21 protein-coding genes and 3 pseudogenes are annotated in these 25,354 nt (G+C 72.5%); 12 read left to right on the forward strand and 12 right to left on the reverse strand.

Features of this window, described 5'->3' with window-relative positions; genetic code table 11:
• Window positions 1-27: 27 nt before the first annotated feature.
• Complete coding sequence (locus ABD374_RS16205; protein ID WP_344495745.1) at window positions 28-429, forward strand: MerR family transcriptional regulator; 402 nt, start codon at window positions 28-30, stop codon at window positions 427-429.
• A 124-nt stretch (window positions 430-553) separates the two neighbouring features.
• Here the strand turns inward: ABD374_RS16205 and ABD374_RS16210 are convergent, their stop codons facing one another.
• Complete coding sequence (locus ABD374_RS16210; protein ID WP_344495747.1) at window positions 554-2,188, reverse strand: peptide chain release factor 3; 1,635 nt, start codon at window positions 2,186-2,188, stop codon at window positions 554-556.
• Between the two features lie 237 nt (window positions 2,189-2,425).
• Here ABD374_RS16210 and ABD374_RS16215 point away from each other — a divergent pair, with 237 nt between their 5' ends.
• From ABD374_RS16215 to ABD374_RS16225, 3 genes are all read left to right on the forward strand, one after another.
• Window positions 2,426-4,111, forward strand: a complete 1,686-nt coding sequence (locus ABD374_RS16215) for a ribonuclease J (protein WP_344495749.1) — start codon at window positions 2,426-2,428, stop codon at window positions 4,109-4,111.
• A 103-nt stretch (window positions 4,112-4,214) separates the two neighbouring features.
• Window positions 4,215-5,486 carry a D-alanyl-D-alanine carboxypeptidase family protein gene (locus ABD374_RS16220; RefSeq protein WP_344495751.1) on the forward strand — a complete coding sequence of 424 codons (1,272 nt, stop codon included), beginning with the start codon at window positions 4,215-4,217 and terminating at the stop codon, window positions 5,484-5,486.
• Between the two features lie 338 nt (window positions 5,487-5,824).
• Complete coding sequence (locus tag ABD374_RS16225) at window positions 5,825-6,400, forward strand: pyridoxamine 5'-phosphate oxidase family protein (RefSeq protein ID WP_344495753.1); 576 nt, start codon at window positions 5,825-5,827, stop codon at window positions 6,398-6,400.
• Between the two features lie 84 nt (window positions 6,401-6,484).
• Here ABD374_RS16225 and ABD374_RS16230 read toward each other — a convergent pair.
• Window positions 6,485-6,673, reverse strand: a pseudogene (locus ABD374_RS16230) (helix-turn-helix domain-containing protein); the annotation flags it as partial.
• Between the two features lie 91 nt (window positions 6,674-6,764).
• Between ABD374_RS16230 and ABD374_RS16235 the strand changes: the two are divergent.
• Window positions 6,765-7,262, forward strand: coding sequence for an Asp23/Gls24 family envelope stress response protein (locus ABD374_RS16235; RefSeq protein ID WP_344495755.1), 498 nt, complete (start codon window positions 6,765-6,767; stop codon window positions 7,260-7,262).
• Window positions 7,263-7,321: 59 nt separating this feature from the next.
• On the opposite strand, the gene ABD374_RS16240 is transcribed toward ABD374_RS16235, so the two are convergent.
• Complete coding sequence (locus ABD374_RS16240; RefSeq protein WP_344495757.1) at window positions 7,322-7,681, reverse strand: hypothetical protein; 360 nt, start codon at window positions 7,679-7,681, stop codon at window positions 7,322-7,324.
• Window positions 7,682-7,864: 183 nt separating this feature from the next.
• Window positions 7,865-8,300: pseudogene (locus ABD374_RS16245) on the reverse strand (RidA family protein).
• Between the two features lie 869 nt (window positions 8,301-9,169).
• Here ABD374_RS16245 and ABD374_RS16250 point away from each other — a divergent pair.
• The 3 genes from ABD374_RS16250 to ABD374_RS16260 all read left to right on the forward strand — a co-directional run bounded on the left by ABD374_RS16250 (window position 9,170) and on the right by ABD374_RS16260 (window position 13,111).
• On the forward strand, window positions 9,170-10,828 hold the full coding sequence (locus tag ABD374_RS16250; protein ID WP_344495759.1) for a catalase: 1,659 nt from the start codon (window positions 9,170-9,172) through the stop codon (window positions 10,826-10,828).
• A gap of 123 nt (window positions 10,829-10,951) precedes the next feature.
• On the forward strand, window positions 10,952-11,407 hold the full coding sequence (locus ABD374_RS16255) for an SRPBCC family protein (RefSeq protein ID WP_344495761.1): 456 nt from the start codon (window positions 10,952-10,954) through the stop codon (window positions 11,405-11,407).
• Window positions 11,408-11,470: 63 nt separating this feature from the next.
• Window positions 11,471-13,111, forward strand: a complete 1,641-nt coding sequence (locus ABD374_RS16260) for a phytoene desaturase family protein (protein WP_344495763.1) — start codon at window positions 11,471-11,473, stop codon at window positions 13,109-13,111.
• A 512-nt stretch (window positions 13,112-13,623) separates the two neighbouring features.
• On the opposite strand, the gene ABD374_RS16265 is transcribed toward ABD374_RS16260, so the two are convergent.
• Window positions 13,624-14,151 (reverse strand): ANTAR domain-containing protein, encoded by a 528-nt coding sequence (locus ABD374_RS16265; protein WP_344495765.1) that lies wholly within the window; start codon window positions 14,149-14,151, stop codon window positions 13,624-13,626.
• Between the two features lie 415 nt (window positions 14,152-14,566).
• On the opposite strand from ABD374_RS16265, the gene ABD374_RS16270 reads away from it, so the two are divergent.
• Entirely contained in the window at window positions 14,567-15,037 is a 471-nt protein-coding gene (locus tag ABD374_RS16270; protein WP_344495767.1) for a GtrA domain-containing protein, read from the forward strand.
• Window positions 15,038-15,183: 146 nt separating this feature from the next.
• Here ABD374_RS16270 and ABD374_RS16275 read toward each other — a convergent pair whose 3' ends face one another.
• Genes ABD374_RS16275 through ABD374_RS16285 form a run of 3 tightly spaced genes read right to left on the reverse strand, consistent with a single transcriptional unit; the run spans window position 15,184 to window position 20,270 of the window.
• Entirely contained in the window at window positions 15,184-15,564 is a 381-nt protein-coding gene (locus ABD374_RS16275) for a hypothetical protein (protein WP_344495769.1), read from the reverse strand.
• 55 nt (window positions 15,565-15,619) lie between these two features.
• Window positions 15,620-16,474 (reverse strand): C40 family peptidase, encoded by an 855-nt coding sequence (locus tag ABD374_RS16280; protein ID WP_344495771.1) that lies wholly within the window; start codon window positions 16,472-16,474, stop codon window positions 15,620-15,622.
• A 13-nt stretch (window positions 16,475-16,487) separates the two neighbouring features.
• Window positions 16,488-20,270, reverse strand: coding sequence for an nSTAND1 domain-containing NTPase (locus ABD374_RS16285; protein ID WP_344495773.1), 3,783 nt, complete (start codon window positions 20,268-20,270; stop codon window positions 16,488-16,490).
• Window positions 20,271-20,572: 302 nt separating this feature from the next.
• Between ABD374_RS16285 and ABD374_RS34660 the strand changes: the two are divergent.
• Window positions 20,573-20,791, forward strand: a pseudogene (locus ABD374_RS34660) (helix-turn-helix domain-containing protein); the annotation flags it as partial.
• Between the two features lie 88 nt (window positions 20,792-20,879).
• Complete coding sequence (locus ABD374_RS16295) at window positions 20,880-21,218, forward strand: type B 50S ribosomal protein L31 (protein WP_344495775.1); 339 nt, start codon at window positions 20,880-20,882, stop codon at window positions 21,216-21,218.
• 7 nt (window positions 21,219-21,225) lie between these two features.
• On the opposite strand, the gene ABD374_RS16300 is transcribed toward ABD374_RS16295, so the two are convergent.
• Window positions 21,226-21,534 carry a hypothetical protein gene (locus ABD374_RS16300; RefSeq protein ID WP_344495777.1) on the reverse strand — a complete coding sequence of 103 codons (309 nt, stop codon included), beginning with the start codon at window positions 21,532-21,534 and terminating at the stop codon, window positions 21,226-21,228.
• Between the two features lie 205 nt (window positions 21,535-21,739).
• Between ABD374_RS16300 and ABD374_RS16305 the strand changes: the two genes are divergently transcribed.
• Window positions 21,740-21,940, forward strand: a complete 201-nt coding sequence (locus ABD374_RS16305) for a hypothetical protein (RefSeq protein ID WP_344495779.1) — start codon at window positions 21,740-21,742, stop codon at window positions 21,938-21,940.
• Between the two features lie 136 nt (window positions 21,941-22,076).
• On the opposite strand, the gene ABD374_RS16310 is transcribed toward ABD374_RS16305, so the two are convergent.
• The 3 genes from ABD374_RS16310 to ABD374_RS16320 form a co-directional block, all read right to left on the reverse strand.
• Entirely contained in the window at window positions 22,077-22,502 is a 426-nt protein-coding gene (locus ABD374_RS16310) for a CBS domain-containing protein (RefSeq protein WP_344495781.1), read from the reverse strand.
• Between the two features lie 174 nt (window positions 22,503-22,676).
• On the reverse strand, window positions 22,677-23,693 hold the full coding sequence (locus ABD374_RS16315; protein WP_344495783.1) for an iron-containing redox enzyme family protein: 1,017 nt from the start codon (window positions 23,691-23,693) through the stop codon (window positions 22,677-22,679).
• Entirely contained in the window at window positions 23,690-25,306 is a 1,617-nt protein-coding gene (locus ABD374_RS16320) for an FAD-dependent oxidoreductase (protein WP_425577255.1), read from the reverse strand. The genes ABD374_RS16315 and ABD374_RS16320 overlap by 4 nt, the downstream gene beginning before the upstream one ends.
• Between the last annotated feature and the right edge of the window lie 48 nt (window positions 25,307-25,354).

The raw sequence follows: 25,354 nt of genomic DNA on the forward strand, positions 1-25,354 counted from the left end.
GGAACGCGGAAGGCGAAGGCGCGGAGAATGACTGAGCGGCAGATGCAGATCGGTGAGGTGGCCGAGCGCACCCGCCTGTCGCTGCGCACGATCCGGCACTACGAGGAAGTCGGCCTCGTCACCCCCTCCGCCCGCAGCAAGGGCGGCTTCCGCCTCTACACCGGGGCCGACGTCGAGCGACTGATGGTGATCCGCCGGATGAAGCCGCTGGACTTCTCCCTGGAGGAGATGCGCGACCTGCTGGACATCACCGACCGGCTCGCCGCCACGGACGATCCGCCGGCCGACGACGAGAAGGAACGGCTGCGCGAGCGGCTGGACTCCTACCGGGAGGCCGCCGACGCCCGCTGCGAGGCGCTGCGGGCCCGGTTGACGGCCGCCGAGGACTTCGCCGCCACCCTGCGCCACAGGCTCGATCCGGCGCACTGACCAGTACTGACCAGCACGGACGACAGCGCGGGGGTGCGCCGCCGCCGGCCGGCTCCGTCCCTGTTCTGCCGACGCGGAAGGCTTCGCCGTTCACCCGACGGACGCACGGACGCACGGACGCCCCTCAGTCGTGGGCGGCGAGGAGCGGGTCCAGTCGGGCTCCGGGAAAGGCCCGTCCGAAGGAGTTGGCCTGCCAGCGGTCCGGGAACAGCGCGAGTACCGCCTTGTCCCGGACACGGGTCAGTGCCTCGCCCTCGACCAGCCGGGAGCCGTTCAGGTCCGCCGCTCCGGCCGCGTCAGTGGCCCGCGCCAGGTGGTAGGGGAGCATTTCCAGCCGTACCGGGGCGGAGAACTCACCCGCCATGCGTGCGGAGACGACATCGAACTGCATCGGCCCCACGGCGGCGAGCACCGGCGCCTGGTCACCGCGCACGTCGGACACCAGGACCTGTACGACGCCCTCTTCGTCCAGCTGGGCGATGCCGCGCCTGAACTGCTTGGAGCGGCCGATGTCCACGGGGCGTACGACCGCGAAGTGCTCCGGCGCGAAGGTGGGCATGGCGGGGAAGAGGGCGGGCGGCCCGGCGTAGAGGGTGTCACCGACGCGTAGAGCGGCGGCGTTGACCAGACCGACCACATCGCCGGGGTAGGCGGTGTCGACCATGGAGCGGTCCTGCCCGAAGACGCTGTGCGCGTACTTGGTCGCGAACGGTTTGCCGGAGGCGGCGCGGGTGACGGTCGCGCCCCGCTCGAAGACGCCCGAGCACACCCGCAGAAAGGCGATCCGGTCGCGGTGCGAGGGATCCATGTTCGCCTGCACCTTGAACACGAGCCCGGAGAACGGGGCGTCGACCGGCCGGCTGCCGCCGCCCTCCAGCTCCCGCGGGCCCGGCGCCGGGGCGAGGTCGACGACGGCGTCCAGCAGCAGCCGTACGCCGATGTTGGAGATCGCGGCGCCGAAGAAGACCGGAGTGGACGTGCCGGCCAGGAACGAGGCCCGGTCGAATCCGGCCCCGTCCGCCCGCAGCAGCTGGAGTTCCTCCGTGGCCTGCTCCCAGTCGGCGCCTTCCTCCAGGGCGGCCCGCTCGGCCGGTACCAGCTCCTCGACGGCCTCGTGGGACCCGCCGGGGGTGCGGGTGTAGCGCAGCATCTGCCCGGGTTCACGCACGTCGATCAGGCCGTGCATGTACCCCGGGGCGCCGACCGGCCAGGTGAGGGGGGTGGGCCGCAGGCGGAACTCCCGCTCGATCTCGTCCAGCAGCTCCAGCGCCTCACGCCCCGGCCGGTCCCACTTGTTGACGAACGTGATCACCGGGACGCCCCGGTGACGGCACACGTCGAAGAGCTTGCGGGTCTGTTCCTCCAGCCCCTTGGCCGCGTCGATGAGCATCACCGCGCAGTCCACCGCCGCCAGCACCCGGTAGGTGTCCTCGGAGAAGTCCGCGTGGCCGGGGGTGTCCAGCAGGTTGAGCACGTGACCGCGGTGGGCGAACTGCAGCACCGCCGAGGTCACCGAGATGCCGCGGGCCTTCTCCATCTCCATCCAGTCCGACGCCACCCCGCGTCGCCCCGATTTGCCGTGCACCGCACCCGCCTCGGTGATCGCGTGCGCGTGCAGGGCCAGAGCTTCGGTCAGCGTGGACTTGCCCGCATCGGGGTGGCTGATCACGGCGAACGTCCGTCGCCGGGCCGCCTCGCCGGCTGCCGATCCGCCCATGGTGTTCACCGAACCGCCTTCGTCGCTGTCGCTGTCTGTCACTGTCGCTGTCACCCTGTCACGCGTCCCTCGCCCCCCTCCCACCCCTCGTACCCCTCAGCGGCCTCGGGCGAAGGGCCGGACGACTCCGGCGGTCGCTCCCGTACGTCGGGCAGCCGCCGTGTCCAGCGCGCCGGCGCCCATGCCGGCTCCAAAGCTACTCTGACGTCAAGGTAGGCTCGTCCGCGGGACAGGGACACCAAAGGATCACCGCGGTCGGCTCTCCGGTAACGTCAAGATATGAGTCATCCGCATCCCGAACTTAAAGCCGCTCCTCCGCTGCCCGACGGAGGCCTGAGGGTCGTCGCCCTGGGCGGCCTCGGGGAGATCGGCCGCAACATGACCGTCTTCGAGTACGCCGGCAAGCTGCTCATCGTCGACTGCGGCGTGCTGTTCCCCGAAGAGACCCAGCCCGGGGTGGACGTGATCCTCCCCGACTTCACATCGATCCGGGAACGCCTGGACGATGTCATGGCAGTGGTGCTGACCCACGGCCACGAAGACCACATCGGCGCCGTTCCGTACCTGCTGCGCGAGCGGTCGGACATTCCCGTCGTCGGCTCGAAGCTGACCCTTGCCTTCCTGGAGGCCAAGCTCAAGGAGCACGGCATCAGGCCCCGCACGGTACGGGTGCGTGAGGGCGACCGGCGGGGGTTCGGCCCCTTCGACTGCGAGTTCGTGGCGGTCAACCACTCCATCCCGGACAGCCTCGCGGTCGCGATCCGCACCGGTGCCGGGATGGTGCTGCACACCGGTGACTTCAAGATGGACCAGTTCCCGCTGGACGAGCGCATCACCGACCTGCGTGCCTTCGCGCGGCTCGGCGAAGAGGGGGTGGACCTGTTCCTCACCGACTCCACCAACGCCGAGGTCCCCGGTTTCACCACGTCCGAGCGCGATCTGAACCCCGCGATCGAGCAGGTCATGCGCACCGCACCGCGCCGGGTCATCGTGTCCAGCTTCGCCAGCCACGTGCACCGCATCCAGCAGGTTCTGGACGCCGCCCACCAGCACGGCCGCAAGGTCGCCTTCGTGGGCAGGTCGATGGTCCGCAACATGGGCATCGCCCGCGAGCTCGGTTATCTGAAGGTCCCCTCCGGCCTGGTCGTGAGCCTGCGGGAACTGGAGAAGCTGCCGGACCACAAGATCACCTTGGTGTGCACCGGTTCCCAGGGCGAGCCGATGGCCGCGCTGTCGCGGATGGCCAACCGCGACCACATGATCCGCATCGGCAAGGGCGACACCGTCCTGCTGGCCAGCTCCCTGATCCCGGGCAACGAGAACGCCATCTACCGGGTGATCAACGGGCTGACCCGGTGGGGCGCCCACGTCGTCCACAAGGGCAACGCCAAGGTGCACGTCTCCGGACACGCCAGCGCCGGCGAGCTCGTCTACTGCTACAACATCGTCAAGCCCCGCAACGTCATGCCCGTGCACGGCGAATGGCGCCACCTCCGCGCCAACGGCGACCTGGCCATCCGTACGGGTGTCGACCCCGACCGGGTCGTCATCGCCGAGGACGGCGTCGTCGTCGACCTCGTCGACGGGCGCGCCTCCATCACCGGCAAGGTGCCCGCGGGCAACGTCTACGTGGACGGCATGACGGTCGGCGGCGCCACCGAAGCGTCCCTCAAGGACCGCGTCACCCTCGCGGAGGAAGGCGTCGTCACCGTCGTGGCGATCGTCGACGCCGACACCGGAGCCCTCGCCGAGGCCCCCGACTTCCTGGCCCGCGGGTTCGTCCACGACGACACCACTTTCGAGCCCGTCATCCCCGTCATCGAGAAGACCCTCGCCACCGCGGCGGAGGAAGGCGTGGGAGACGCGCACCAGCTCGAACAGCTCATCGCCCGCGCGGTGGCGAACTGGGCGTTCAGGACCTACCGCCGCAAGCCCCTCATCATCCCCGTCATCATCGACGCCTGACCGGACCGACCGGACCGTTGCCCGCCCGGAGGCCACTCCTCCGGTACGGCCGGTCGGCCCAGGCGGACCTGCGCGTACCGGAGCTGTTTTCTACGGTGACTGAATGGTCATCAGCTCTTTTCTCCGCCCCCGCCTGGTGAGTGCGGCGGCTCTTGCTGTCTGGGTGCCGGCCCTCGTGACCGCACCGGCCACGGCCGCCCCGCGCCCCGAGCCGCTGCCGCCACATCCCGTCTCCGCCGAGGCATCACTGCTGCACCGGCCGGGGACGCATGTGCGGCTCCGGCCGGGGGCGCCGAAGCTTCCGCGCGACATGACCGCACTCTCGTGGCTGGTGGCCGACGCGCGCACGGGCGAGGTGCTGGCCGCCCACGACGCGCACCGCCGCCTGCCGCCGGCCAGCACCATCAAGACGCTCTTCGCGGTCACCGCACTGCCCCGTCTTTCCGGCGCGGCCCTGCACACGGTCACCAAGGACGAGCTCACGGGAGTGGGCGAGGGCAGCAGCCTGGTGGGTGTGGCGCCGGGCCGCACCTACCAGGTCTCGGACCTCTGGCGGGGTGTCTTCCTGCGGTCCGGCAACGACGCCGTGCGTGTACTGGCCGAGATGAACGGCGGCTGGGAGGTCACGGCCCGCCAGATGCAGGCCAAGGCCCGTGCCCTGGGCGCGCTGGACACCCGCGTGGTCTCCCCGGACGGCTACGACGCTCCGGGCCAGGTCTCCTCCGCCCACGACCTGGCCGTCTTCGGCCGCGCCGGGCTGGCGGACCCGCAGTTCGCCCAGTACGCGGCGACCGCCGACGCGGCTTTCCCCGGCGGGACACGCCCCGACGGAAGCTCCACCTGGACCTTCGGGATCCAGAACACCAACCGGTTGCTGACCGGATCCCACGGGGTGGAGCGGTACCCGGGGCTGATCGGCGTCAAGAACGGCTACACCTCCGGCGCGGGCCACACCCTGATCGCCGCCGCGCACCGGGGCGGGCGCACCCTGCTGGTGACGGTGATGAACCCGCAGCGGGGCGGTGGGTCCGCGGTGTACGAGGAGGCCCGCGCCCTCCTCGACTGGGGCTTCGCCGCCGCGGGGCGTGTCGGCCCGGTGGGCTCGCTGACGCCGCCCGCCGCACCCCGGGCGTCCCAGGCAGGGTCGGGCTCCGTCGCGCGGGCCGCCGCACTGCCCGAGGAGTCCGGCGCCGGGGTCGGGTACGCCCTGCTGGGCGCCCTCGTCGCCGCCGTGTGCCTGGCCGCGGCCGTCATCGCGCGGGGGCGGGACCGGTACCGTCGGCCGGTGGGGACGGACCGGTTCACGCCGGCTCGCGGGCAGATCCGTGCCGCGGTGCGCAGGGTCCGGCCCCGTCGGGACCCCTGGGGCCCTTGAGGCGGAAGAGAGGCGGCAGGAACGCCCCTCACCCTCGGTGGACCGATGCCCCTGGTGCATAATGCACCCCTCGGAGACGTCGTGGCACCGGGGCCGCCGCCGGTGACCACGACGTGGGTGCGCACCGCCGTGCCGGCCTCTTCCGCGTACGAGCCGCCGTCTCCCCTCGGCACATCGCCGGGAGGCAGGGCCCTTTGCCGCAAGTGCTGCGAGGGCTCGGGCCCGGGGGCCGGCACGGGGCGTCCCTGTCCTTGCCGCACCCCCGTACTCGCACGACACCGGCCGGAAAGCGAACACCTGTGAACAGTCACGACGCCGCCCCATCCCGCGGGGAGCGCATGCTGCAAGACCACCTCGGCACCACGACGCGCGCCGACGCCTTCTACGACCAGCAGGTCCACCCCCGCCTCACCGAGGTGATGCGGGACTTCATCGGCCGGCAGTCGATGGTCTTCCTCTCCACGGCGGACGCAGGCGGTCACTGCGACGCCAGCTTCCGGGCGGGCCCGCCGGGATTCGTCACCGTCCTGGACGAGCACACCCTCACCTACCCCGAGTACCGCGGGAACGGCGTCATGGCGAGCGCCGGAAACATCACGGAGAACCCGCATCTGGGGCTGTTGTTCGTCGACTTCACCCATCACCACATCGGGCTGCACGTCAATGGGTCGGCCCGGCTGGTGGGTGCGCAGGAACTCCGCGCCCGCCACCCCCTGATACCGGTCGACACGGCCCCGGGACGACAGCCCGAATTCTGGGTCCACGTCAGCATCGCCGAGGCCTTCATCCACTGTTCCAAGCACATACCCCACCTCGAACCGGCCCGTCGCCCCCAGGGCCCCGAGCTCAAGCGCCCCAAGGACGCCGACTACTTCACCGCCGCGCCGGCCGACCGGCTGCTGACGGACCGGTAACCGGCTCCGCCTCGGCTCGCGCGTTCCGGCGGTGCGCATCTGGCGGCGCCGCATGCGGGCCGTCCCGTGCTGAACCGGGAGAGTTCAGCGCGGGACGGCGGAGCGGAGATGCCAGGAGCTCCGCGGGACCACCAGGCCGGATTCGTGGGCGAGGGCCACGAGCCGGGCGCGTTCGCGGGCATGGAACTCGGCCGCGGCCCGGTCGATGTGGGTTTTCGCGGTCAGCGGGCCGATCACCACGCGGTCGGCGATCTGGTCGTTGGACAACGAGCGCATACGGGCCCGATCGGGTACGAATGGATACTGCGGCCTTATACATTCGCAGGGCTCCGAGGGGCCCGCCTGTTCGAGGAGGTGGCTTCCCATGGCGGAAGCGACCAGCGCAGCCAAGAACGAACCCCGTGCCTCCGGCGCGACGACGCTGCAGGGCAAGTCCGGGGCGAACGCGGCCCCCGCGACACGGGGCAGGACGACCGTCGCGGACGGGGTGGTGGAGAAGATCGCCGGGATGGCGGCGCGGGAGGTGCCGGGCATCCACGCCCTGGGAGGCGGCCTCGCCCGCACCATGGGCGCCGTACGGGACAGGGTTCCCGGCGGCCGGCCGAGCGTCACCCGTGGGGTCACGGTCGAGGTCGGCGAGCGTCAGACCGCGGTCGATCTCGAGATCGTCGTGGAGTACGGGGTCCCCATCACCGAGGTCGCCGCCGATGTCCGCGAGAACGTCGTCGCGGCGGTGGAGCGGATGACGGGCCTGGAAGTCGTGGAGGTGAACATATCCGTCAACGACGTCCACTTGCCGGACGAGGAGGAGGCGGAGGACAAGGACAAGGGGGAGGAGACCCGTACGGGGCGCGTGCAGTAGACGGCTCCCGACGGCGGCGTACGTCCGCGGGACCGTCCGTCACCCGCCCGTCCACCGGGTCAGGGAGCCTCGTCGCGGTATCCGCACACCCACGCCAGCGCGTCGTGCACTCCCCGGGTGTGATCCCGCGGACCGGGCCGGCTGACCGGCTCGTCCATCTGCACCACGGCCGCGTCCACCTCGGCGGTCAGCCTGTACAGGTCGGGGACGCCCTCCGAGCCGCTCGCCCCGGTCACCGGCGAGCGCTCCGCACGGCCCAGAGCCCAGCGGTAGGCCGCTGACGCGCCGCTGGAGAACTGCGAACGCTCTCGCTCAGCCCCGGTGGCCTCCAACCGTTCCCGGGCCCGCTCGACATCGGTGTAACCCCGGGTACCCACCCGGGGTTTCTCGCTCTGCTGTGCGTTCCGATGAGTAGTCATACCGGCCCGCCTACCCGCCCCCGGCCCGGTGATGCCCGCCGCCGGAGAGGCTCCTGGCGGGGCGGCCGCGCCTGCTGCCGGTTACCGTGCGGCCCCGAGCCTCTGGAGCCGCTCCGCAGCGGCCGGCTGCACCCCCGGACGGGCCCTTCCACTGCCTGGAGGGGGCGGGGCCGGGGTGCGGGGCTACCGCGCCGGTACGTCCTCTCGCGCCGCCCGGGTGCCGGGCGCACCGGTGGCCGCGGCAACCGCCGCCACCTCGACGAGCTGGTCGTCGTACCCGAGCACGGTCACGCCGAGCAGGGTGCTCGCTCGGAGCGTCATGCGCGCCCATGTACTCCCGGTAGACCTCCCACGCCTCGACCAGGTCGCCCTGCCGGGAGGAGGCCCCATGGACGGTGGTCTTGACGACGTCGGACAGTGAGGCGCCCACCCCGGCGAGAGCCGTGACGAGATTGCGCATCACCTGGTGGGTCTGGTCGGCATGGCTTCCCACCGCGACGGTCCTGCCCTCGGCGTCGAGGGGACAGGAGCCGGCGGTCCAGATGGCGCGTACGGGTGCGTCGGCGACCGACGCGTAGGCGTATTCCACCGTCTGCGCGAGCCGGTCGTCGCGGACCAGCCCGACCCTGTGCTCATCGAAGGCTCCGTCCTGTCCGTCCCGCCCGGGCGCGGTTGCCCGGGGCGCCCTTCCGGCGGAGTTCTCGATGATCGCGGCGAAGCCGGCCGGCCTCGCGCGAGGCCCAGCTCGAACAACACGTCCAGGTCCGGGACGTGGCCGCCCGCCAGGGCTCCGGTGACCTTGGTGAACGTGGGGTGGGCGCCGGAGGCGGCGAGCGCCTCCGGCGCGGGTGCCCGGCGGTCCGTCCAGTCGTCGCCATGGGCGAAGCGCCCGACTTCCCCTTCGGCTCCACGGTCCGGATCCGTATGGACCGCTGGCCGAAGGGGCGGGTGGCGTCGCTCGGTGACGCGGGCCACCGCCCCTCGCCGAGATCCGGGCAGGGTAGGGGCCTGGCCCTGGTGGGCGCGTACGTACTGGCCGACGAACTCGGCAGGGCACCCGACGGTGATCATCGCGTCGCGTACGCCCGTACCGGAGGCCGTACGCGTCCCCTCGTCGACGCGGACCGGGCACGGGCCACGGAGGATCCGGGCGGGCCCGCGGCGCAGTCGTCCGTGGACCGCGCGGAGCGGGCGCTCGGCCGGCCGTCGCCTCCGTCGCGCCCCGCGGGCAGCCGTCGGCGGATTTCGCCAGGACGGCCGTATGACTTCTTTTCCGGTGGGTACTGGCGGGACAGCGATGCGCTGAGACCGGCATTTCCGAGGGCCGCGCCGGACGGCCCCGGACCTGGTCAGGCGGCGAAGCCCGACTCCGGGGCGCGCGGAAGGCGGTGACGCGTCTCCGCAACCCCATCGGAGGAGCCGGGCTTCCGGGCAAAGGGGAATAGTGTGGAATATCCGGCGAAATACGCATAGAAGGGGTTGAATATCGTGACCGATGTATCGGGCAAGGGCCCGTCCCCGGACGACGACCGAAAGGTGCTGACCAACCGGCAGGGCCACCCGGTCTACGACAACCAGAACCAGCGCACGGTGGGCGCCCGGGGCCCGGCCACCCTGGAGAACTACCAGTTCCTGGAGAAGATCAGCCACTTCGACCGCGAACGCATCCCCGAGCGCGTCGTACACGCCCGGGGCGTCACCGCGTACGGCTACTTCGAGTCGTACGGTGCCTGGGGTGACGAGCCGATCAGCCGTTACACCAGGGCCAAGCTCTTCCAGGAGCGCGGCAAGCGCACCGACCTGGCCGTACGCTTCTCCACCGTGATCGGCGGCCGCGACTCCTCCGAGGCGGCCCGCGACCCGCGCGGCTTCGCGGTGAAGTTCTACACGGAGGACGGCAACTGGGACCTCGTCGGCAACAACCTGGGCGTCTTCTTCATCCGCGACGCGATCAAGTTCCCGGACGTCATCCACGCCCTGAAGCCGGACCCGGTCACCTTCGAGCAACAGCCGCGCCGGATCTTCGACTTCATGTCGCAGACCCCGGAAAGCATGCACATGCTCGTGAACCTGTTCAGCCCCCGAGGGATCCCGGCGGACTACCGCCACATGCAGGGGTTCGGCGTCAACACCTACAAGTGGGTCAACGCCGAGGGCGACACCGTCCTGGTCAAGTACCACTGGCTGCCCAAGCAGGGCGTCCGCAGCATGACGGCGGAGGACGCGGCGAACGTGCAGGCCCAGGGGCTCGGCCACGCCACGAAGGACCTCTACGAGGCGGTGGCCAGCGGCGACTACCCGGAGTGGGAGCTCGTCGTCCAGATGATGGAGGACCACGACCACCCCGAGCTGGACTTCGACCCCCTGGACGACACGAAGACCTGGCCCGAGCAGGACTTCCCGCCGAAGCCGGTCGGGAAGATGGTCCTCAACCGGATGCCGGACAACTTCTTCGCCGAGAACGAGCAGATCTCCTTCGGCACCGGTGTCCTGGTCGACGGCCTGGACTTCTCCGACGACAAGATGCTCGTGGGCCGTACGTTCTCCTACAGCGACACCCAGCGCTACCGGGTGGGGCCGAACTACCTCCAGCTGCCTGTGAACCAGGCCAAGAACGCCGACGTGCGCACCAACCAGCGCGACGGCCTGATGACGTACAACGTGGACCGGGCCGGGGAGAACCCGAGCGTCAACTACGAACCGTCGATCACCGGCGGCCTGCGCGAGGGCCAGTACCCCGCGCACGACGAGCAGGGCCCGGAGATCCACGGCAGGCTCACGCGCAGTCGCATCCCGCGCACCAACGACTACATGCAGGCCGGACAGCGCTTCCGCCTCATGGAGGACTGGGAGCGGGACGACCTGGTGCACAACCTCGTCACCATGCTCTCCGACTGCGACCGCCCCGTGCAGGAACGGATGGTCTGGCACTTCCTGCTCGTCGAGAACGAGCTCGGCCTGCGGGTGGGAGAGGGGCTCGGCATCGGCCCGCAGGACGTCGCCGGGCTGGAGCCGCTGGCCAGTCAGGACCTCACCGAGGAGGACCGCAAGCGGCTGGCCAACCTGGGGGACAACCCTCCGCGCGACGTGACCGGCCTGACCATGACGCACTGCGTTCCCGACGAACGGCATGCCGTCACGCGGTGACACCGGCACCACAAGCGGCCTGAGGGGCGGGCCCCGCGCGTGTATCCGCGTGCGGGGCCCGCCCTCCCAGGCGCTGATGATCGCGATCCGTTCCGCTGAGACGTTCGAGACGCTGGAGGACCGATGGCTGTACGGCACCACTTGATCCGCAGGCCCCCCGAAGTGGTGTGGGAGGTCCTGGCCGACGGGTCGCGGTACGGCGACTGGGTGGTCGGAACCTCACAGTCGCAGCCCGAGAAGGGCGAGTGGCCGCAGGTCGGCGCCACGATCGAGTACACCGTGCGCCTCGGACCGTGGACGGTGACGGGCCAGACGATCGTCCGCCGCAGCGAACCGCCGTACGAACTCGAACTCGAAGCCGACAGCGGCCCGCTGGGGACCGCCAGGATCGCCATCGAAGTCCGCCCCTGGGGGGACGACGCCCTGCTCATCCTCGACGAGCACCCCCTGCGCGGAGTGGGCGGCATGCTGCACAACACGGCGCTCGACGCCCTGCTGCAACTCCGCCACCGCAGCATGCTCGGCCGGCTGGCCAAAGTCGTCGAACACGCCCCGCGGCACGCGGGCGAACGGTCCTGAGACACCAGACCGGAGACCGGAGGCCGGACAGGAATCCGGACGAAAACCGGACAGGAGACAAGGATGCCGGACGCGGTAGTGATCGGTGCAGGGCCCAACGGACTGGTCGCCGCGAACCTGCTGGCCGACGTCGGCTGGACGGTGGAAGTCCTGGAGGCCCAGCCCGAGCCGGGGGGTGCGGTCCGCAGTGACCGCGGTGTCCACCCCGATTACGTCAGCGACCTCTTCAGCGCCTTCTACCCGCTGGCCGCGGCCTCCCCGGTCATGGCCCGCTTCGCACTCCACGAACACGGGCTGCGCTGGAGCCACGCCCCCAGCGTGCTGGCACACCCCCTCCCCGACGGGCGGTGCGCGGTCCTGGAGCGCCGGGCCGAGGACACCGCCGCCGGCCTCGACGCCCTGACCGCCGGTGACGGCGCGGCCTGGCGGGGGCTGTGCGGCGTATGGGACCGGCTCGGTCCCGACATCCTCGGTGCCCTCTTCACCCCCTTCCCGCCCGTGCGTTCCGCGGCCCGGCTCGCGGCCCGGCTGCGCAGCGCGGGCGGACTGCACCTGGCCCGGACGATGCTGCTGCCGGTGCGGCGACTGGGCGAGGAGGAGTTCGCCGGGGAGGCGGGCCGGCTGCTTCTCGCGGGCAACGCCCTGCACGCGGACCTCGCTCCGGAAGCAGCCGGGAGCGGCGGCTTCGGCTGGCTCATGTCCATGCTCGGCCAGAGGTACGGGTTCCCCGTACCGACCGGCGGCGCGGGCGAACTCACCGCGGCGCTGGTACGGCGGCTGGAGCGGCGCGGCGGCGCCGTGCGCTGCGGCGAACGCGTGACCGAGGTCGTCGTGAGGGCGGGGCGCGCCGTGGGCGTGCGGACCGCGGGCGGCGATGCGGTGCCGGCGACCCGGGCGGTGCTGGCCGACGTGTCCGTACCGGATCTCTACGGCGGGCTGGTGGACGCCCGGCACCTGCCCGGCCGGTTCCTCGACGACCTGCGCACCTTCCAGTGGGATTTCGCCACCTTCAAGGTCGACTGGGCCCTCGACAGCCGCGTGCCGTGGACCGCCGCCGAAGCCTCGACCGCGGGCACGGTGCACCTGGCCGACGGGGTGGACGACCTGACCCGGTTCGCCGCGCAGATCGCGATGGGCCAGGTTCCCGACCGGCCGTTCGTGCTCTTCGGCCAGATGACCACCGCCGACGCCTCCCGCTCACCGGCGGGCACCGAATCGGCGTGGGCCTACACCCACGTCCCCCACCGGATCAAGGGCGACGCGGGGGACGACAGTCTGACGGGCGCCTGGGACAAGGGCGAGCAGGAAGCGATGGCGGACCGGGTGGAGGCCCAGGTCGAGCGGTACGCGCCGGGCTTCCGCTCCCGCATCCGCAGCCGTCGCGTCCTCGCTCCTCCGACACTGGAGTCGATGGACGCCAACCTCCACGGGGGTGCGATCAACGGCGGCACCACCGCCATTCACCAGCAGCTCCTCTTCCGCCCGCTCCCCGGCAGCGGCCGCCCGGAAACCCCCGTCAAGGGCCTGTACCTGGCCTCGGCCGGCGCGCACCCGGGCGGTGGCGTCCACGGTGCCCCGGGCGCCAACGCGGCGCAGGCGGCGCTGCACAGCCGCTCCCTGGGGGACGTACTCAGCCGTACACAGCGCGCCCTGAGCCGCCGCGACAGGAGCGGCGAACGCGCGGACACCACCCCGGAAGCCTGATCGCCGCTCTCCCCTTTCCTCGGTCCGGAGAAGCCGGGCAGGAAGGCCCGGGCGGTGACCGCGCCGCCGATCAGGTCGACCTCCACGCCCCGTCGCCAGATCGCCGGGCCGCTGCCGGGCGCAGGCCGCCCGCCGCCCCCCCGGCATCGGCCACCAGCACGGAAGGCGGCCCGAGGCGCTGTTCCACCTGGGAGGCGGTACGTGCCGTCCCGTCCCGGCCTCGTCGGTGACGTCGACGGCCCAGTGGGCGGCTCCGCCCGGGAGAACGGCGGCGACCCGGGCGAGTCCGGACTCCTCGTGGCCGAGCAGGGCCACGCGGGCTCCCCGCCGCACGGGCGCGTGCGCCATGTATTCTCCGGCGCCGCGTGGCGCCGGAGACCACCGGGCTGCGGCCCAGCAGGGGGAGCGTTCGTGCCCTCGTCGTCCTCCGTGGTGATGCCGTGTGGTCTCCGGTGCGGCCCTGCCCTTCCCGTGACGGCCCGCCATGCGCCGGCGGATGCGGGCGGCACCGCTCAGAAGGCGGTGCCGCCCGTGCCGGGCGGTGGGGGTGCGAGCCGTTCGAGGGCGTTGTGCAGCGCCGTGCGCAGCGGCCCGGACGGCGGCGGCCCGTCGACGCTGTCGACGAGGCGCTGGGCTATCTCGCGGAGCTCGATGTTGGTGTGCCGGGAGACGTCCATCAGGACCTGGAACGCCTCCTCGTGGGTGCAGCCGCCCAGCGTCATGACGATGCCACGGGCGATGCCGATCACCGGGCGGGTCTCCAGGGGCAGAGGCAGGGGCGGGGGCTGTCGGGACCGGCCGAGTTCCTTCTTCAGCACCGGCTCCCCGGACACCGGCACCGGGATCGGCCCCGGCACCGCGGGCCGGACGGTTTCCGGCGCGGTCTGGACGAGTTGGACGGTCCGTGCGGCCTGGACCACCTGTGCGGCCTGTGCGGCCCGGAAGCCGTCCGCCTCCGACGCCTGCCGGGACCGGTCGTCTTCCCGGTGCACGGGAGCCTCGCTGTCGGCGATGATCGTGCGGTTGTCGTTCGTCGTCATGGCTCCGGCTCCTTCTGACCAGTCTGCGGCCGCCCCCGCGCAGGGGGCGGCCGACGGCCCGCCGTTCGACGTGCTCCCTGTTTGATTCCCTGTTTCTGCCGGTTTGAGGCTTCGGGTCTTTTTCGTCAGGGGGCGACGCGCGGTACGAGCTTGCCGCGGGTGCGACCCGGCCCGACGCGGCGACGGGCGGCGGGGTCCTCCAGCGGGAACATCTCCTCGACCTCCGGGGACAGGGCGCCGTCACGTACTCGGCGTACGCACCGGACACCTCCGTACCGGGGTTCTGCCCTGAGGCGGGCGGGGGAGGCGACCCTGACGAAAATCGGGGGCGGGCCCGGCCGTCCGGGCGACGCCGGGCCCAGGGGGCGTGGAGTGGAATCGAAGCAATGGTCCAACCGCTCCCCGGAGGCACCCCGTGAGCACCCGCACGCACAAGAGCCGACCGCTCCGCCCGACGACCGGGGCCTTCGTGCGCTTCGTCGTCTGCGGCGGCGGTGTGGGGCTGGCTTCGAGCGGTGTGCTCCTGCTGCTCCACGGCCGGATGCCGTTGGCCGCCGCCAACGCGCTGGTCACCGTCGTGTCCACCCTGATCGCGACCGAGCTGCACGGCCGGGTGTCCTTCCGCAGCGAGCGCGGCGGCTGGGGAGTCCATCTGCAGTCCGGCCTCACGGTCCTGGTGAGTTACGCGTTCACGACGGGAGCGCTGCTCGGTCTGTACGCCGTCCGGCCCGCGCCGTCGGTCCTGACCGAACAGGCCGTCTACCTCTCGGCTTCCGCGCTGGCGGGCATCGGCCGCTTCGCGGTCCTGCGCCTTGTGGTCTTCGCCGAACGCCCGGTGGCGGCCGCGCCCGCGCTGCGCAGGACGGCCGTGGCGGTCGCGGCGTAACGCCGTGGCACCGGCGAAGGCATCGCGGCGCACCCTCCCGCCGGACCCCCTCGGGGAGGACCCGCCGGCCCCGCACGCGCGCGAGCGGGCCGCCCCCGTCCGGAGGGGCGGCCCGCCGTCAGCGCGGTACCGACGTGGGACTGTGGTCAGCACTCCCGCAGGCCGGGCGCCGGGTCCACCGACGTGTGGACGTCCACGGCCGGCATGTTGCCCCACTGGCCGTTGTCCAGCTGGGTCCAGTACCAGACGTTGTTGCCGCCCGGGTGGTTGTCGCCGCGGCCCCAGCACGAGAACCAGCTGAAGGACGTGTTCATCTGGCCCCGCACCGCCGATCCGTACGACCGGTGTGCGTAGCCCTTGGCGCCGGCCCGGTTTCCGCAGTGGAGCTTGCCGTCCGAGCGGACCCCGCACTCGGCTGCGGGGCCGGCGGGCGCGGCGGTGGCGGGGGCCGTGACGGCGGCCAGGCTCGCCGTCAGGGCGGTCGAGGCGAGGGCGATCGCGAGCTTCTTGCCCAGGTTCAGGTTCATGCGGTTCTCCTTGAGGTGTGATGAGGTGATGAGTGAGCTGTGAGGGGGCGGGGTGTTACGGGCAGGTGGGCACGCCGTCGAGCCAGGCCGGGCCCTTGATGTAGATGTTGGTGATCCACGCGCTGTGGTCCGGCAGATAGGACCAGGCGTCGTTGGTGATGCCTTCGGCGGTGACCGGCTGGGCGTGGACCTGGCACTCGACGCGCACGGACGTCGGACCGGTGAACTTGTGCACCCGCGCACTCGCCGTGGACGGCTCGGCATGCGTCCACACGTCCGTGCCCCAGGTGCTGAACGTCCCGCGCTCCGGGACGCTGTTGATGCGTACGGCCCCGAAGTAGTCGCCGCCCGGGCGCACATCGCTGACCATGATCCGGGTGCCGGACTGCCGAGCCTCGACCATCTTTCCCGCGCCGAGGTGGATCGCGATGTGGTGAATCCTGCGGGCGTTGCCGTAGACCAGCAGATCACCGGGGACCAGCGGCCCGGTCCCGTCCGCGGCGCCGAAACGTGCTGTGGCGTGCGGGGTGGTGAACTGGCTGTGGGCGGTGCCGTTCAGGATGTCCCGGCCGGCCGCCTCGGCGTAGGCGTACCGGACGAGGCCCGAACAGTCGAAGCCGCGCCGCTCGGGGTCGTGCTCGCTGGCCGGGTCGGTGGGGTCCACCACGCCGTAGGTGGGCCCGGGCGCCGGGCCGTGGCCGCCGCCCCACGAGTACCAGACGCCGATCTGCGAACAGGCCGCCCGTACCGCCTTCTCCGCCGCCGCCGAGGCGCCGGGTGCGAGGACGTCGCACCCTTCGGCGGCTGCCGCCCTCGGAGCCGCCGCCTGTGCGGGCCGCCCCGCCGGCCAGGCGATGAGCGACAGTCCGACGGCCGCCGCCGCGACTGCCGCTCCCCATCGGTTGCGCATGGCTGATCCCCGTTCATCTTCCGTCCGGTTTCCGGCTGTCCGGGTTCGGTCCGGCCCTTCGAGCCTGGGTCGTGGAGTCGGCCGCTGTCGAGGTGCCGGCTGTCTCCCGGTGCGACAGGAAACGGGAAACGTCCTGGGAAACGGCGCTCACGTCGGTGTTCCACAGCCGCACGGTGCCGTCATTGCTGCTGCTCACCAGCGTGTGCGTCCGCGGGTCGAAGACGACGCCCCAGACCGCGCCGCTGTGGCCGGTGAGGGTGGCGGTGAGCCGGTGGTGGGTGGTGTCCCAGAGGCGTACCGTCCCGTCACTGCCGCTGCTCGCCAGGGCCTGAGCCCCTCCTTCGTCCTCCGGACCTTTCGGACCCTCCGGGCCGAAGGCGACCGCCCGTACCGCGCCGCTGTGGCCGGTGAGGGTGGCGGTGAGCCGGTGGTGGGTGGTGTCCCAGAGGCGCACCGTCCCGTCATTGCCGCTGCTCGCCAGCGTCCGCCCGTCCCTGCTGTACGCCACACCGCGCACCGAACCCGTGTGGCCGCGCAGCACCGCGCGGACGTCCCGGTCCGCCACGTCCCACAACCGCACCGTCAGATCGTCACCGCCGGCCGCCAGCGCCGTGCCGTCCGGGCTGAAAGCGAGGGTGTTCACGAAGTCCTGATGACCCGTGAGGGTGGTGAGGAGTGTGCGGCGGCGTACGTCCCAGAGTCTGACCGTACGGTCGGCGCTCGCGGAGGCGAGGTGGTGTCCGTCGGGGGAGAAGGCGACGCCGAAGACGGAGCCCGTGTGGCCGGTGAGGGTGGTGAGGAGTGTGCGGCGGCGTACGTCCCACAGCTTGACCGTACGGTCCACGCTCGCCGACGCCAGCAGCCGCCCGTCCGGCGAGAGCGCCGACTGCCAGGCCTCGGCGAAGGGACGCGCGGTGAGCGCCGCCCTGTCCAGGTCCCACAGCACCACCGACCGGTCGAAGCCCGCCGTGGCCACCACGTTGCCGCCGCTGACGGCGGCCCCCAGTACGTAATCGGTGTGTCCGGCCAGCGTGGCGGTCACCCGGTGGCTCGCGGTGTCCCACACCTTCGCCGTGCCGTCCCCGCAGGCGCTCACGACGGTGGTCCCGTCCGCGCCGTACGCCACCGCGTTGACGTCGTCGCTGTGCCCGGTGAGCGTGGCCCGGATCCGGAGGCGGCGTACGTCCCAGAGCCTGACCGTACGGTCCGCGGCGCCCGAAGCGACGCTGTCCCCGTCGGGGCCGAAGGCCACCCCCAGCACGCCGTCGCTGTGCCCCCGCAGCGTCGACCTCGGCGTCGCCCGCACCGGCCGGCCGGCCACGTCCCAGAGCCTGACCGTACGGTCCGCGCCGCCCGACACGACGCTGCGCCCGTCGGCGCTGAAGGCGACCCCGTGCACCTCGTCCCCGTGCCCCCGCAGCGTCGCCCGCACCTGCCGGCGCCCCACGTCCCACAGGCGCACCGTCCGGTCCGCGCCGCCCGACACCAGGCTCCGCCCGCCCGGGCCGAAGGCGACCGACCGTACGGCGCCGCCGTGGCCCAGCAGCGTCCCGGCCGGCCGGCGGTCCGCCACGCTCCACAGGCGCACCGTCCCGTCGGAGCCCGCCGACGCGATCAGCCGCCCGTCGGGACTGAACGCCACGGCGATCACCGGACCGCCGTGGCCCGTGAGCGTGTCCACGGGGCTGCGGTGGCCCGCCCCTGCCCACAGCCGCACCGCGCCGTCCGAACCGGCCGACGCCAGCAGCTTGTCGTCGGGGCTGAACGCCACGCCGTTGACCGGCCCCGTGTGCCCGCCGAGCCGGCCCGCGAAGTACCGCGCCTGTGTGCTGAGCAGCGCACCGCGGGCCTCGGTGGTCGGCGCGGTGCGGTACGCCTCGGCCGCCAGCCGCATCGATGCCTCGGGCTGCCCGGACGCCAGGGCACCGGACCGTACCGCCATCGCCTGGGACTGGGCCACCCGGCGCTCCTCGAAGGCCCGGGAGCGCTGGTGGAACGCCGCTGTGCCCGCGAGGAGCGCCAAGACCAGCAGCGCCGTCAGCAGTGCCAGCAGCCTGCGGTGGGTGCGGGCCCGGCGCCGCTCGGCCTGCTGTCTGTTCACCTCCTCCGCCCGGCAGGCGTCGAGGAACTCGGCTTCCCGCGGGGCGAGTTCGGACCTCCGGCCGGTACGGTCCGCCCATTCCCGCGCGGCGGCGAGCCGCGTCCCCCGGTAGAGGACCCCGGCATCACGCCCCTCGCGCACCCACTCGGCGGCGGCCTCGGCCAGCTGCTGGTGGACGAGCAGCCCGGCCCGGTCGGCGCCGATCCACCCGCGCAGCCGGGGCCAGGCGCGCAGCAGCGCCTCGTGGGTGATCTCCACCGCGTCGCTGTCGACGGTGACGAGCCGGGCCCGTACGAACGCGTCGAGCGCCGCTTCCACCCCGCGCCGGTCGGGCAGTCGCGTGAGCAGCTCCTCGCGGCTCGCCCTGCGCCGGGTCACCGCGTCGCCGTCCCCGTCCCCGCCCCCGGCGGAGCCGCCGCCCCCGGCGCCGACCTGGACCAGTCGTACGAGCATCCGCCGCGCCATCTCCCGCTCGGCGGGGAGCAGCCGGGTGAACACGTCTTCGGCCGTCCGCGCGACCGCCCCGTGGATGCCGCCCGTCGTCTCGTACCCCGCCACGGTCAGGGTGCGGTCCGTACGCTGCTGCCAGGTGACCAGCAGCGCGTGGGCGAGCAGGGGCAGCGCGCCGGGGGAGGCGGGTGCGAGATCGTCCCGGCCGCCCCGGCCGGCGCCCCCGGCCCCCACGTCGCGCAGCAACAGCCCGACCAGGCCCGGTTCCAGGGACAGCCCCGCGCGTTCGGCCGGCCGCGTGATGGACTCGCGCAGTTCGGCGCCGGTCATCGGGCCGAGTGCGAACAGGCCGTGCGAGAAGACGGACGCCAGTTCCGGGTGGTCGAGGCACCGGCCGCTGAAGTCGGCCCGTACGCCCAGCACCACGACGCCCGGCGGCCGGCCGGTGTCCCCCTCGGCGGGGGTGGCGAGAGCGCAGAGCGCCGAGACGAAGGCGCGCCGCTCCGCCTCGTCCGCGCACAGCGTGAACGTCTCCTCGAACTGGTCCACCAGCAGCACCAGCCGCCGCCCCGGCCCTGCTGCCAGCAGAGACCGCACGGCGTCGGCGAGCCGCCGGGGCCGCGCCCGCAGCGACTGGGGGCCGACCCCGGGCTCCGCCCCCAGCGCCTCGGCCACGCACCGCAGCAGCTCCTTGAGCGGATGCGCGGTCGGCGTGCACACCACCACCGGCCAGCCGCCCGACCCCTCGGCCGGCAGTGCGCCGCGCCGCAGCGCCGGCACCAGGCCGGCCCGCAGCAGCGACGACTTCCCCGCCCCCGACGACGCGACCACGGCGAGCGGCCCGCTGCCGGCCCGTTCGGCGAGCCGCCCGACCAGCTCGGCCGTCGCCCGCTCCCGCCCGAAGAACCACTGGGCGTGCTCGGGTCCGAAGGCCGCGAGACCTCGGTACGGGCATACGGGGCCGTCCGGGCCGTCCGGGCCGGGCAGCCCGGCCGGTGTCGCCGTCGGCCGCCGCGCGGACGGTACGCCGGCCGCCAGCCGCACCAGACGGCCGCCCGCGCCCAGCGCCTCGTCGCAGCGCCTGGCGACATCGGGCGTCGGCGGCTTGCCACCGTTCTCGATCTTGCTCAGGTAGCCCTTGCTGTAGTGGATCGACCGGGCCAGCGCCGTGAGCGAGATGCCGCGCTCGCTCCGCAGACGCCGTAGTTCTTCCCCGAAGGAGCATGCGCCCCGAACCCCGTCCATGCGGGGCACCGTACAGGCCCCTTACGGTCAGTTTCCTTACTCTGTAAGGCTTTTGCCTGAATTCCAGTCGCCGTGGCTTGCGCGCCCCGCCGGCGGGGTAGAGGGCCGGATCCTCGCGCAGTAGCCCGCGGCCGCACGACCATCAGCGCCAGCGGCGCGCCCGCCCCGCACAGCGCGCCGACGCCCAGCCACAGCGGATCGTACGAACCGAACACGTCCCGGGCCACGCCGCCCGCGACCCGGCGCATCCCGAAGCGGTCCATCAGCGCGGCCGCGAACGGCGCGGTCAGGCCGTACAGCACCATCGCCGCTTCTGCGAGGAGGCCGGGCAGACACCGCTCCAGTGGCTCACCGGACAGCGCGTCGACCGCGCCCGCCACCTGCTGGAGGAGACGGACCTGCCGGTCGACCGGGTGGCGGCGGCGGTCGGCTTCGGCACCGCGGTGTCGCCGCGCCAGCATCTGCACGCCGCGCCGGGCGTCTCGCCGAGCGCCTACCGCGCGACCTTCAGGGGGGGTGACGGCGACGGATGCCGACGGGCGCCGTCCGGCTTAGCCTGGGAAGGCCCGTACGGCGCGTACGCCCGTACAACGAGGCGAGGAGCCAGATGTGAAGCCGGACGCCAGCATCTCCTACCACGAGGTGGTCTTCAGGGACCGGGCCGCGGGATACGCGTTCCTCACCCGGTCGACGGCCACCAGTGAGAACACCATCGAGTGGGACGACGGCAGCACGTACCCCGTCGTCGATGTCGAGATCTCCTCGGAGAGCCACCCGTTCTACACCGGCAGGGCCCGGACGCTGGACGCGGAGGGGCGGATCGCACAGTTCGAGCGGCGGTTCGGGCAGGAGGGGAAGGGCGAGCAGGAGGGGAAGAGCGGGCAGGGCGGGAACGTCGGGCAGGACGGCCGGGGCGGTTCGGCCGGTCAGGGCCAGTCGCCCGGCTAGCCGACGGCTACATGTCCTCCAGCCCTTCGTCGAGCACTTCGAGCTCGTTGTCCAGGCCCTTGAGCTCGTCGTCCTCGTCGTCCTCCTCCGGAGCGTCCGGATCGATGTCCGGTTCCTCCTCGGCGAGAAGCTGGTCCAGTGACTCGCCCCGACGCGCCTCCTCCGCGGTGTTGCCGAAGAATTCCGCGGGCGACCAGTGCTCGGGGGGCGCTATGCCCGCGTCGAGCGGGTCGTACTCCAGGTCGTCGCTCTCGAGCGTGTCCTGTGCGTCCAGGACGCCGTCGTCCTCGGGAGGAATCACGTTGTTTTCGCTCATGTGTCCCGCTCCGTGCCTCGTCCGGCCCGATGGTGCTGCCCATGATGCCCACGCTGCCGCAGGCGGGCGCCCCTCGCATCCGGAACGGAGGCACGGCGCAGGGAACACAACGGCCGGGGAACACGGGGACGAGGGATGTTCACCGAATGCGGTCCGGGTACGCGGGAACCAGAATGCCGACTGATCGACGAAACAAGGAGGCGGTATGAGCGAGGAATCCGTTTCGAAGCTGGACCCGTCGAGGGCCACCCCCGACAGGCTGCTGCACACCGGTGCCACCGACGACGTCACGCCCGAGGACCTGGTGCTTTCCTCCGGGCGGGACGTGACTCCGGAGACACTGGAGTGGGCGAAGCGCCGGCTGGAGAAGGAGGGCCGCTCGGCGCTCGACACACAGCTTCCTTAGTCGCTGCCGCGACCGGCCACACCCGTACTCACGCACTCCGCCCCGCACAGACCGGTTCCGTGCGGGGCGGAGTGCGTGGTGTGGCGCGGTGCGATGCGGGGCGGCGGGCTGCGTGCCGGGGCTGTGCGCGGTCCTCTCAGCGCCTCGCGCAGACACGGATGACGAAGGCGGCGAACTGGTCGGCGGGCAGGGCACGTGCCAGGTCCGCCTCGCTGATCACGCCGGCCGGTCTGCCGTTCTCCAGAATCACCAGTCGGCGGATGCGCGCCTCGCTCATCACCCGTACGGCTTCGTAGGCGTCGACGGTCGCCTCGACCGCCACGGGAGCGCCCTCCGCGAGATCGCCCGCCGTGATCTGCGCGGGATCGCCGCCCGCGGCGAGGCACTTCACGATGATGTCGCGGTCGGTGACGATGCCGACGAGTTCGTCGCTGCTTTCGCTGCGCTTCACGGGAAGCGCGCCGATGCGGTGGGCGCGCATCATCTTGGCCGCGCGGTTGAGCGTGTCGGTCGCCAGGATGCATCGGACGCCAGGGGTCATCAGGTCACGGACAGCGGTCATGGGAGTCCTCCGAGGTGTGCGTATGCGCCACCGCCATGCTGGACGCACCCCGACTTGTAGGCGAGCGGTTGAGGGCGTATGGGTGACCGTGCGTGAACGTGGCACGCCCCACCTCGCAGGACGCCGGGCCCCGGCCGGACCCCGGTCGGGCCTCAGCCGGAGCTCAGCCGGGCCTCACCGGGACGGCGCCGGGCGGCCGATGTCCGGCGCGCCGGCCCGCAGCGAACTGCGGCCCGCCCGCCAGGCGCCCAGTACATGGTCCTCCCAGCGCGACTCCAGCAGTACGCTCGCCCGGATCCCGAACGCCACGTCCCCGGCCAGCTCCGGCTCCCTGGCCAGCAGGTCCCCGATCACATCGTGGCGCATCACCTGTTCGTGCACGGCGTCCGCCTCGATGTGCTCGGTGAAGAAACGCGTGCACTCCTCGCCCGCGCCCAGCCGTTCCAGAGCCTTCGCCATCCGGCGCGCGCCCGGCGGCGAGGTGATCTCCAGGGTGGCGAAGTTCCCGACCATCGCGCCGCGCAGCGCACGGCGCAGACCGAAGAGCGACATCACGTTGACGGTGGCGAGGGTGACGGCGGGCGCGAACTCCAGATACCGGCCGTAGCTCGCGTCCAGTCCCGCGCCCTCCATCAGGTCGGCGAACAGCCGGGCGTGCACCCGCTCGCCGTGGCCGCCGCCGAACTCGTCGAACTCCACCGCCACCAGCGACGCCTTGGCCTGCCCCTCCAGCCGGGGGATCAGCCACGCCTGCGGGTCGGACTCCTTCAGCTGGTAGAGCGAACGGTGGGCCAGGTACTCACGCATCTGTTCCCAGGTGCCGTCGTGCATCAGGTGGTGGGAGGCGCCGTCGCCCTCGACCGGTTCGACGAGCAGGGCGTCCAGTTCCGCTGTCACGTCGTCGCCGCCCGGCGCCGCCGCGCGCAGCGCGCCCAGGAAGGCGCCCTCCATGGCACCGCGGAGCCGCAGCAGATCCAGGTTCCACTCCTGGGAATCGGAGACACCCCGGATTCCCCGGTAGTGCGGCTCGTACGCCGTGTAGAGGGCCAGCTGGAGATCTTCCCCGAACGGATCCGCGGAAGCGGCCTCCTCCAGCGGCAGACCGCCGGGCGGGGGTGATCCGAGCAGTATGTCCCGTACGGCGCCCGACAGGGGCCCGCGCGAGGAGGGCAGTTCAGCGGTGGTGGTCATGCGTCGTCACCCTTGCCGTTCTTGACGTGGTCCTTCCCGTCCTTCTCGCCGTTTTCGTCGTTCTCACCCTTCTCGCCCTCGAGGTCCTCGAAGTCCTCGACCTTCTCCAGAGGGCGTACGGCGGGTCCCTGGAGCACCTCGCCGCCGATCCCGAACCGGGAGCCGTGGCACGGGCACTCCCAGGCGCGTTCGGCGTCGTTGAACCGCACGATGCAGCCCAGGTGCGTGCACCGGGCCGACAGCGCGTGCAGCTCGCCCGCGTCGTCGCGGTGGACCGCCAGCTGACGGGCGCCGCTGCGCACCACCGCGCCCTCACCCGGCGCGATCGCCGAGGCGGGCCCGCCGCCCGCCACGAACGGCAGCCGGTCGCCCACGAAGTGCCCGGCCGCCGCGGCCTGGAACCGCAGCAGTGACGGAGCCTCCTTCAACGGCTGGAGGCGCACCGGGTCGTACAGATCCGCCCAGGGCAGCTTCTGCCCGGTGATCCGTGCGGCGAGCAGTTTGCCCGACATCACGCCGCCGGCCATGCCCCAGCCGTTGAAGCCCGTCGCCACGAAGGCGTGACGCGCGCGCGGGTGCAGCGCGCCCACGAAGGGGACCCCGTCCGTCGGCTCGTTGTCCTGGGCGGCCCAGCGGTGGGTGAGCCGCACGTCCGGGAAGCGCTCCGTGGTCCACCGCTCCAGCCGCTCGTACCGTTCACCCACACGGCCAGCTCCCGGGGTGAACTTCTCACCCGTCACGATGAGCAGCCGCCGCCCCTCGCCGTACGGAGCGGTCCGCACCGACCGCGTCGTTCCCTCGGGCGTCAGGTACATGCCTCCCGGGTCCTGCGCCGCCGGGATGACGCCGGCCACCACCAGCTCGCGGTGCGGCTTCAACCGCGCGAAGAGGAGCGACCGGTCGAAGACCGGGTAGTGCGTGGCGACCACGACATCGCGGGCCGTGACCGTGCGCCCGTCCTCCGTCGTCAGCCGGCACGGCTCGCCTTCCTCCAGCCCGACGACCCTGGACTCCTCGAAGATCTGCCCACCGCGCCCCTCCAGATCGGCGAGGAGGGCGTACAGGTACTTGCGCGGATGGAACTGGGCCTGTTCCTCCACGCGCACCGCGCCCGCGACGGGGAACGGGAGTCCGGTCTCCTCCACGTACGACGCGGGCAGCCCGGCCTCGCGCGCGGCCCGTGCCTCCTCCTCGACCGTACGGGCCTCCTTGGCCGTCTCGGCGTACGTGAACGCCGGGACGCGCTCCAGTTCGCAGTCGATCCCGAGTTCGTCGCACACGGCCACCACGTGAGCGATGGCGTCCTGCTGCGAGCGGGCGTACAACGCGGCGCCCTGAGCCCCGCGGGTGCTGCGCAACCGCTGGTAGACCGTCCCGTGCAGGGCGGAGAGCTTGGCCGTGGTGTGGCCGGTCACTCCGGCCGCGACCCGGTTCGCCTCCAGCAGCGCGACCGACCTCCCGGCCCGGGCGAGCTCCCAGGCCGTACAGATCCCGGCGATACCCGCGCCGATCACCGCCACGTCCACGTCGAGACCTTCGGGCGCGCGGGGGCGCGCAGCGGTGTCGCCGTACTCCATCCAGTGCGAACCGGGGCGGACGGGAACATCCCTCATGTGCAGCTCCTTCTGGCAAGGCCGTTACGACCAGGGGTTTTCGAGGTA

Source organism: Streptomyces enissocaesilis, assembly GCF_039533765.1.
Lineage (GTDB): Bacteria > Actinomycetota > Actinomycetes > Streptomycetales > Streptomycetaceae > Streptomyces > Streptomyces enissocaesilis.

Bases quoted from the DNA above. Each gene is read 5' to 3' on its own strand.
- ABD374_RS16205 (WP_344495745.1), top strand. From the start codon at position 28: ATGACTGAGCGGCAGATGCAGATCGGTGAGGTGGCCGAGCGCACCCGC.
- ABD374_RS16215 (WP_344495749.1), top strand. From the start codon at position 2,426: ATGAGTCATCCGCATCCCGAACTTAAAGCCGCTCCTCCGCTGCCCGAC.
- ABD374_RS16220 (WP_344495751.1), top strand. From the start codon at position 4,215: ATGGTCATCAGCTCTTTTCTCCGCCCCCGCCTGGTGAGTGCGGCGGCT.
- ABD374_RS16225 (WP_344495753.1), top strand. From the start codon at position 5,825: ATGCTGCAAGACCACCTCGGCACCACGACGCGCGCCGACGCCTTCTAC.
- ABD374_RS16235 (WP_344495755.1), top strand. From the start codon at position 6,765: ATGGCGGAAGCGACCAGCGCAGCCAAGAACGAACCCCGTGCCTCCGGC.
- ABD374_RS16240 (WP_344495757.1), bottom strand. From the start codon at position 7,681: ATGACTACTCATCGGAACGCACAGCAGAGCGAGAAACCCCGGGTGGGT.
- ABD374_RS16255 (WP_344495761.1), top strand. From the start codon at position 10,952: ATGGCTGTACGGCACCACTTGATCCGCAGGCCCCCCGAAGTGGTGTGG.
- ABD374_RS16260 (WP_344495763.1), top strand. From the start codon at position 11,471: ATGCCGGACGCGGTAGTGATCGGTGCAGGGCCCAACGGACTGGTCGCC.
- ABD374_RS16265 (WP_344495765.1), bottom strand. From the start codon at position 14,151: ATGACGACGAACGACAACCGCACGATCATCGCCGACAGCGAGGCTCCC.
- ABD374_RS16275 (WP_344495769.1), bottom strand. From the start codon at position 15,564: ATGAACCTGAACCTGGGCAAGAAGCTCGCGATCGCCCTCGCCTCGACC.
- ABD374_RS16280 (WP_344495771.1), bottom strand. From the start codon at position 16,474: ATGCGCAACCGATGGGGAGCGGCAGTCGCGGCGGCGGCCGTCGGACTG.
- ABD374_RS16285 (WP_344495773.1), bottom strand. From the start codon at position 20,270: ATGGACGGGGTTCGGGGCGCATGCTCCTTCGGGGAAGAACTACGGCGT.
- ABD374_RS16300 (WP_344495777.1), bottom strand. From the start codon at position 21,534: ATGAGCGAAAACAACGTGATTCCTCCCGAGGACGACGGCGTCCTGGAC.
- ABD374_RS16305 (WP_344495779.1), top strand. From the start codon at position 21,740: ATGAGCGAGGAATCCGTTTCGAAGCTGGACCCGTCGAGGGCCACCCCC.
- ABD374_RS16310 (WP_344495781.1), bottom strand. From the start codon at position 22,502: ATGACCGCTGTCCGTGACCTGATGACCCCTGGCGTCCGATGCATCCTG.
- ABD374_RS16315 (WP_344495783.1), bottom strand. From the start codon at position 23,693: ATGACCACCACCGCTGAACTGCCCTCCTCGCGCGGGCCCCTGTCGGGC.
- ABD374_RS16320 (WP_425577255.1), bottom strand. From the start codon at position 25,306: ATGAGGGATGTTCCCGTCCGCCCCGGTTCGCACTGGATGGAGTACGGC.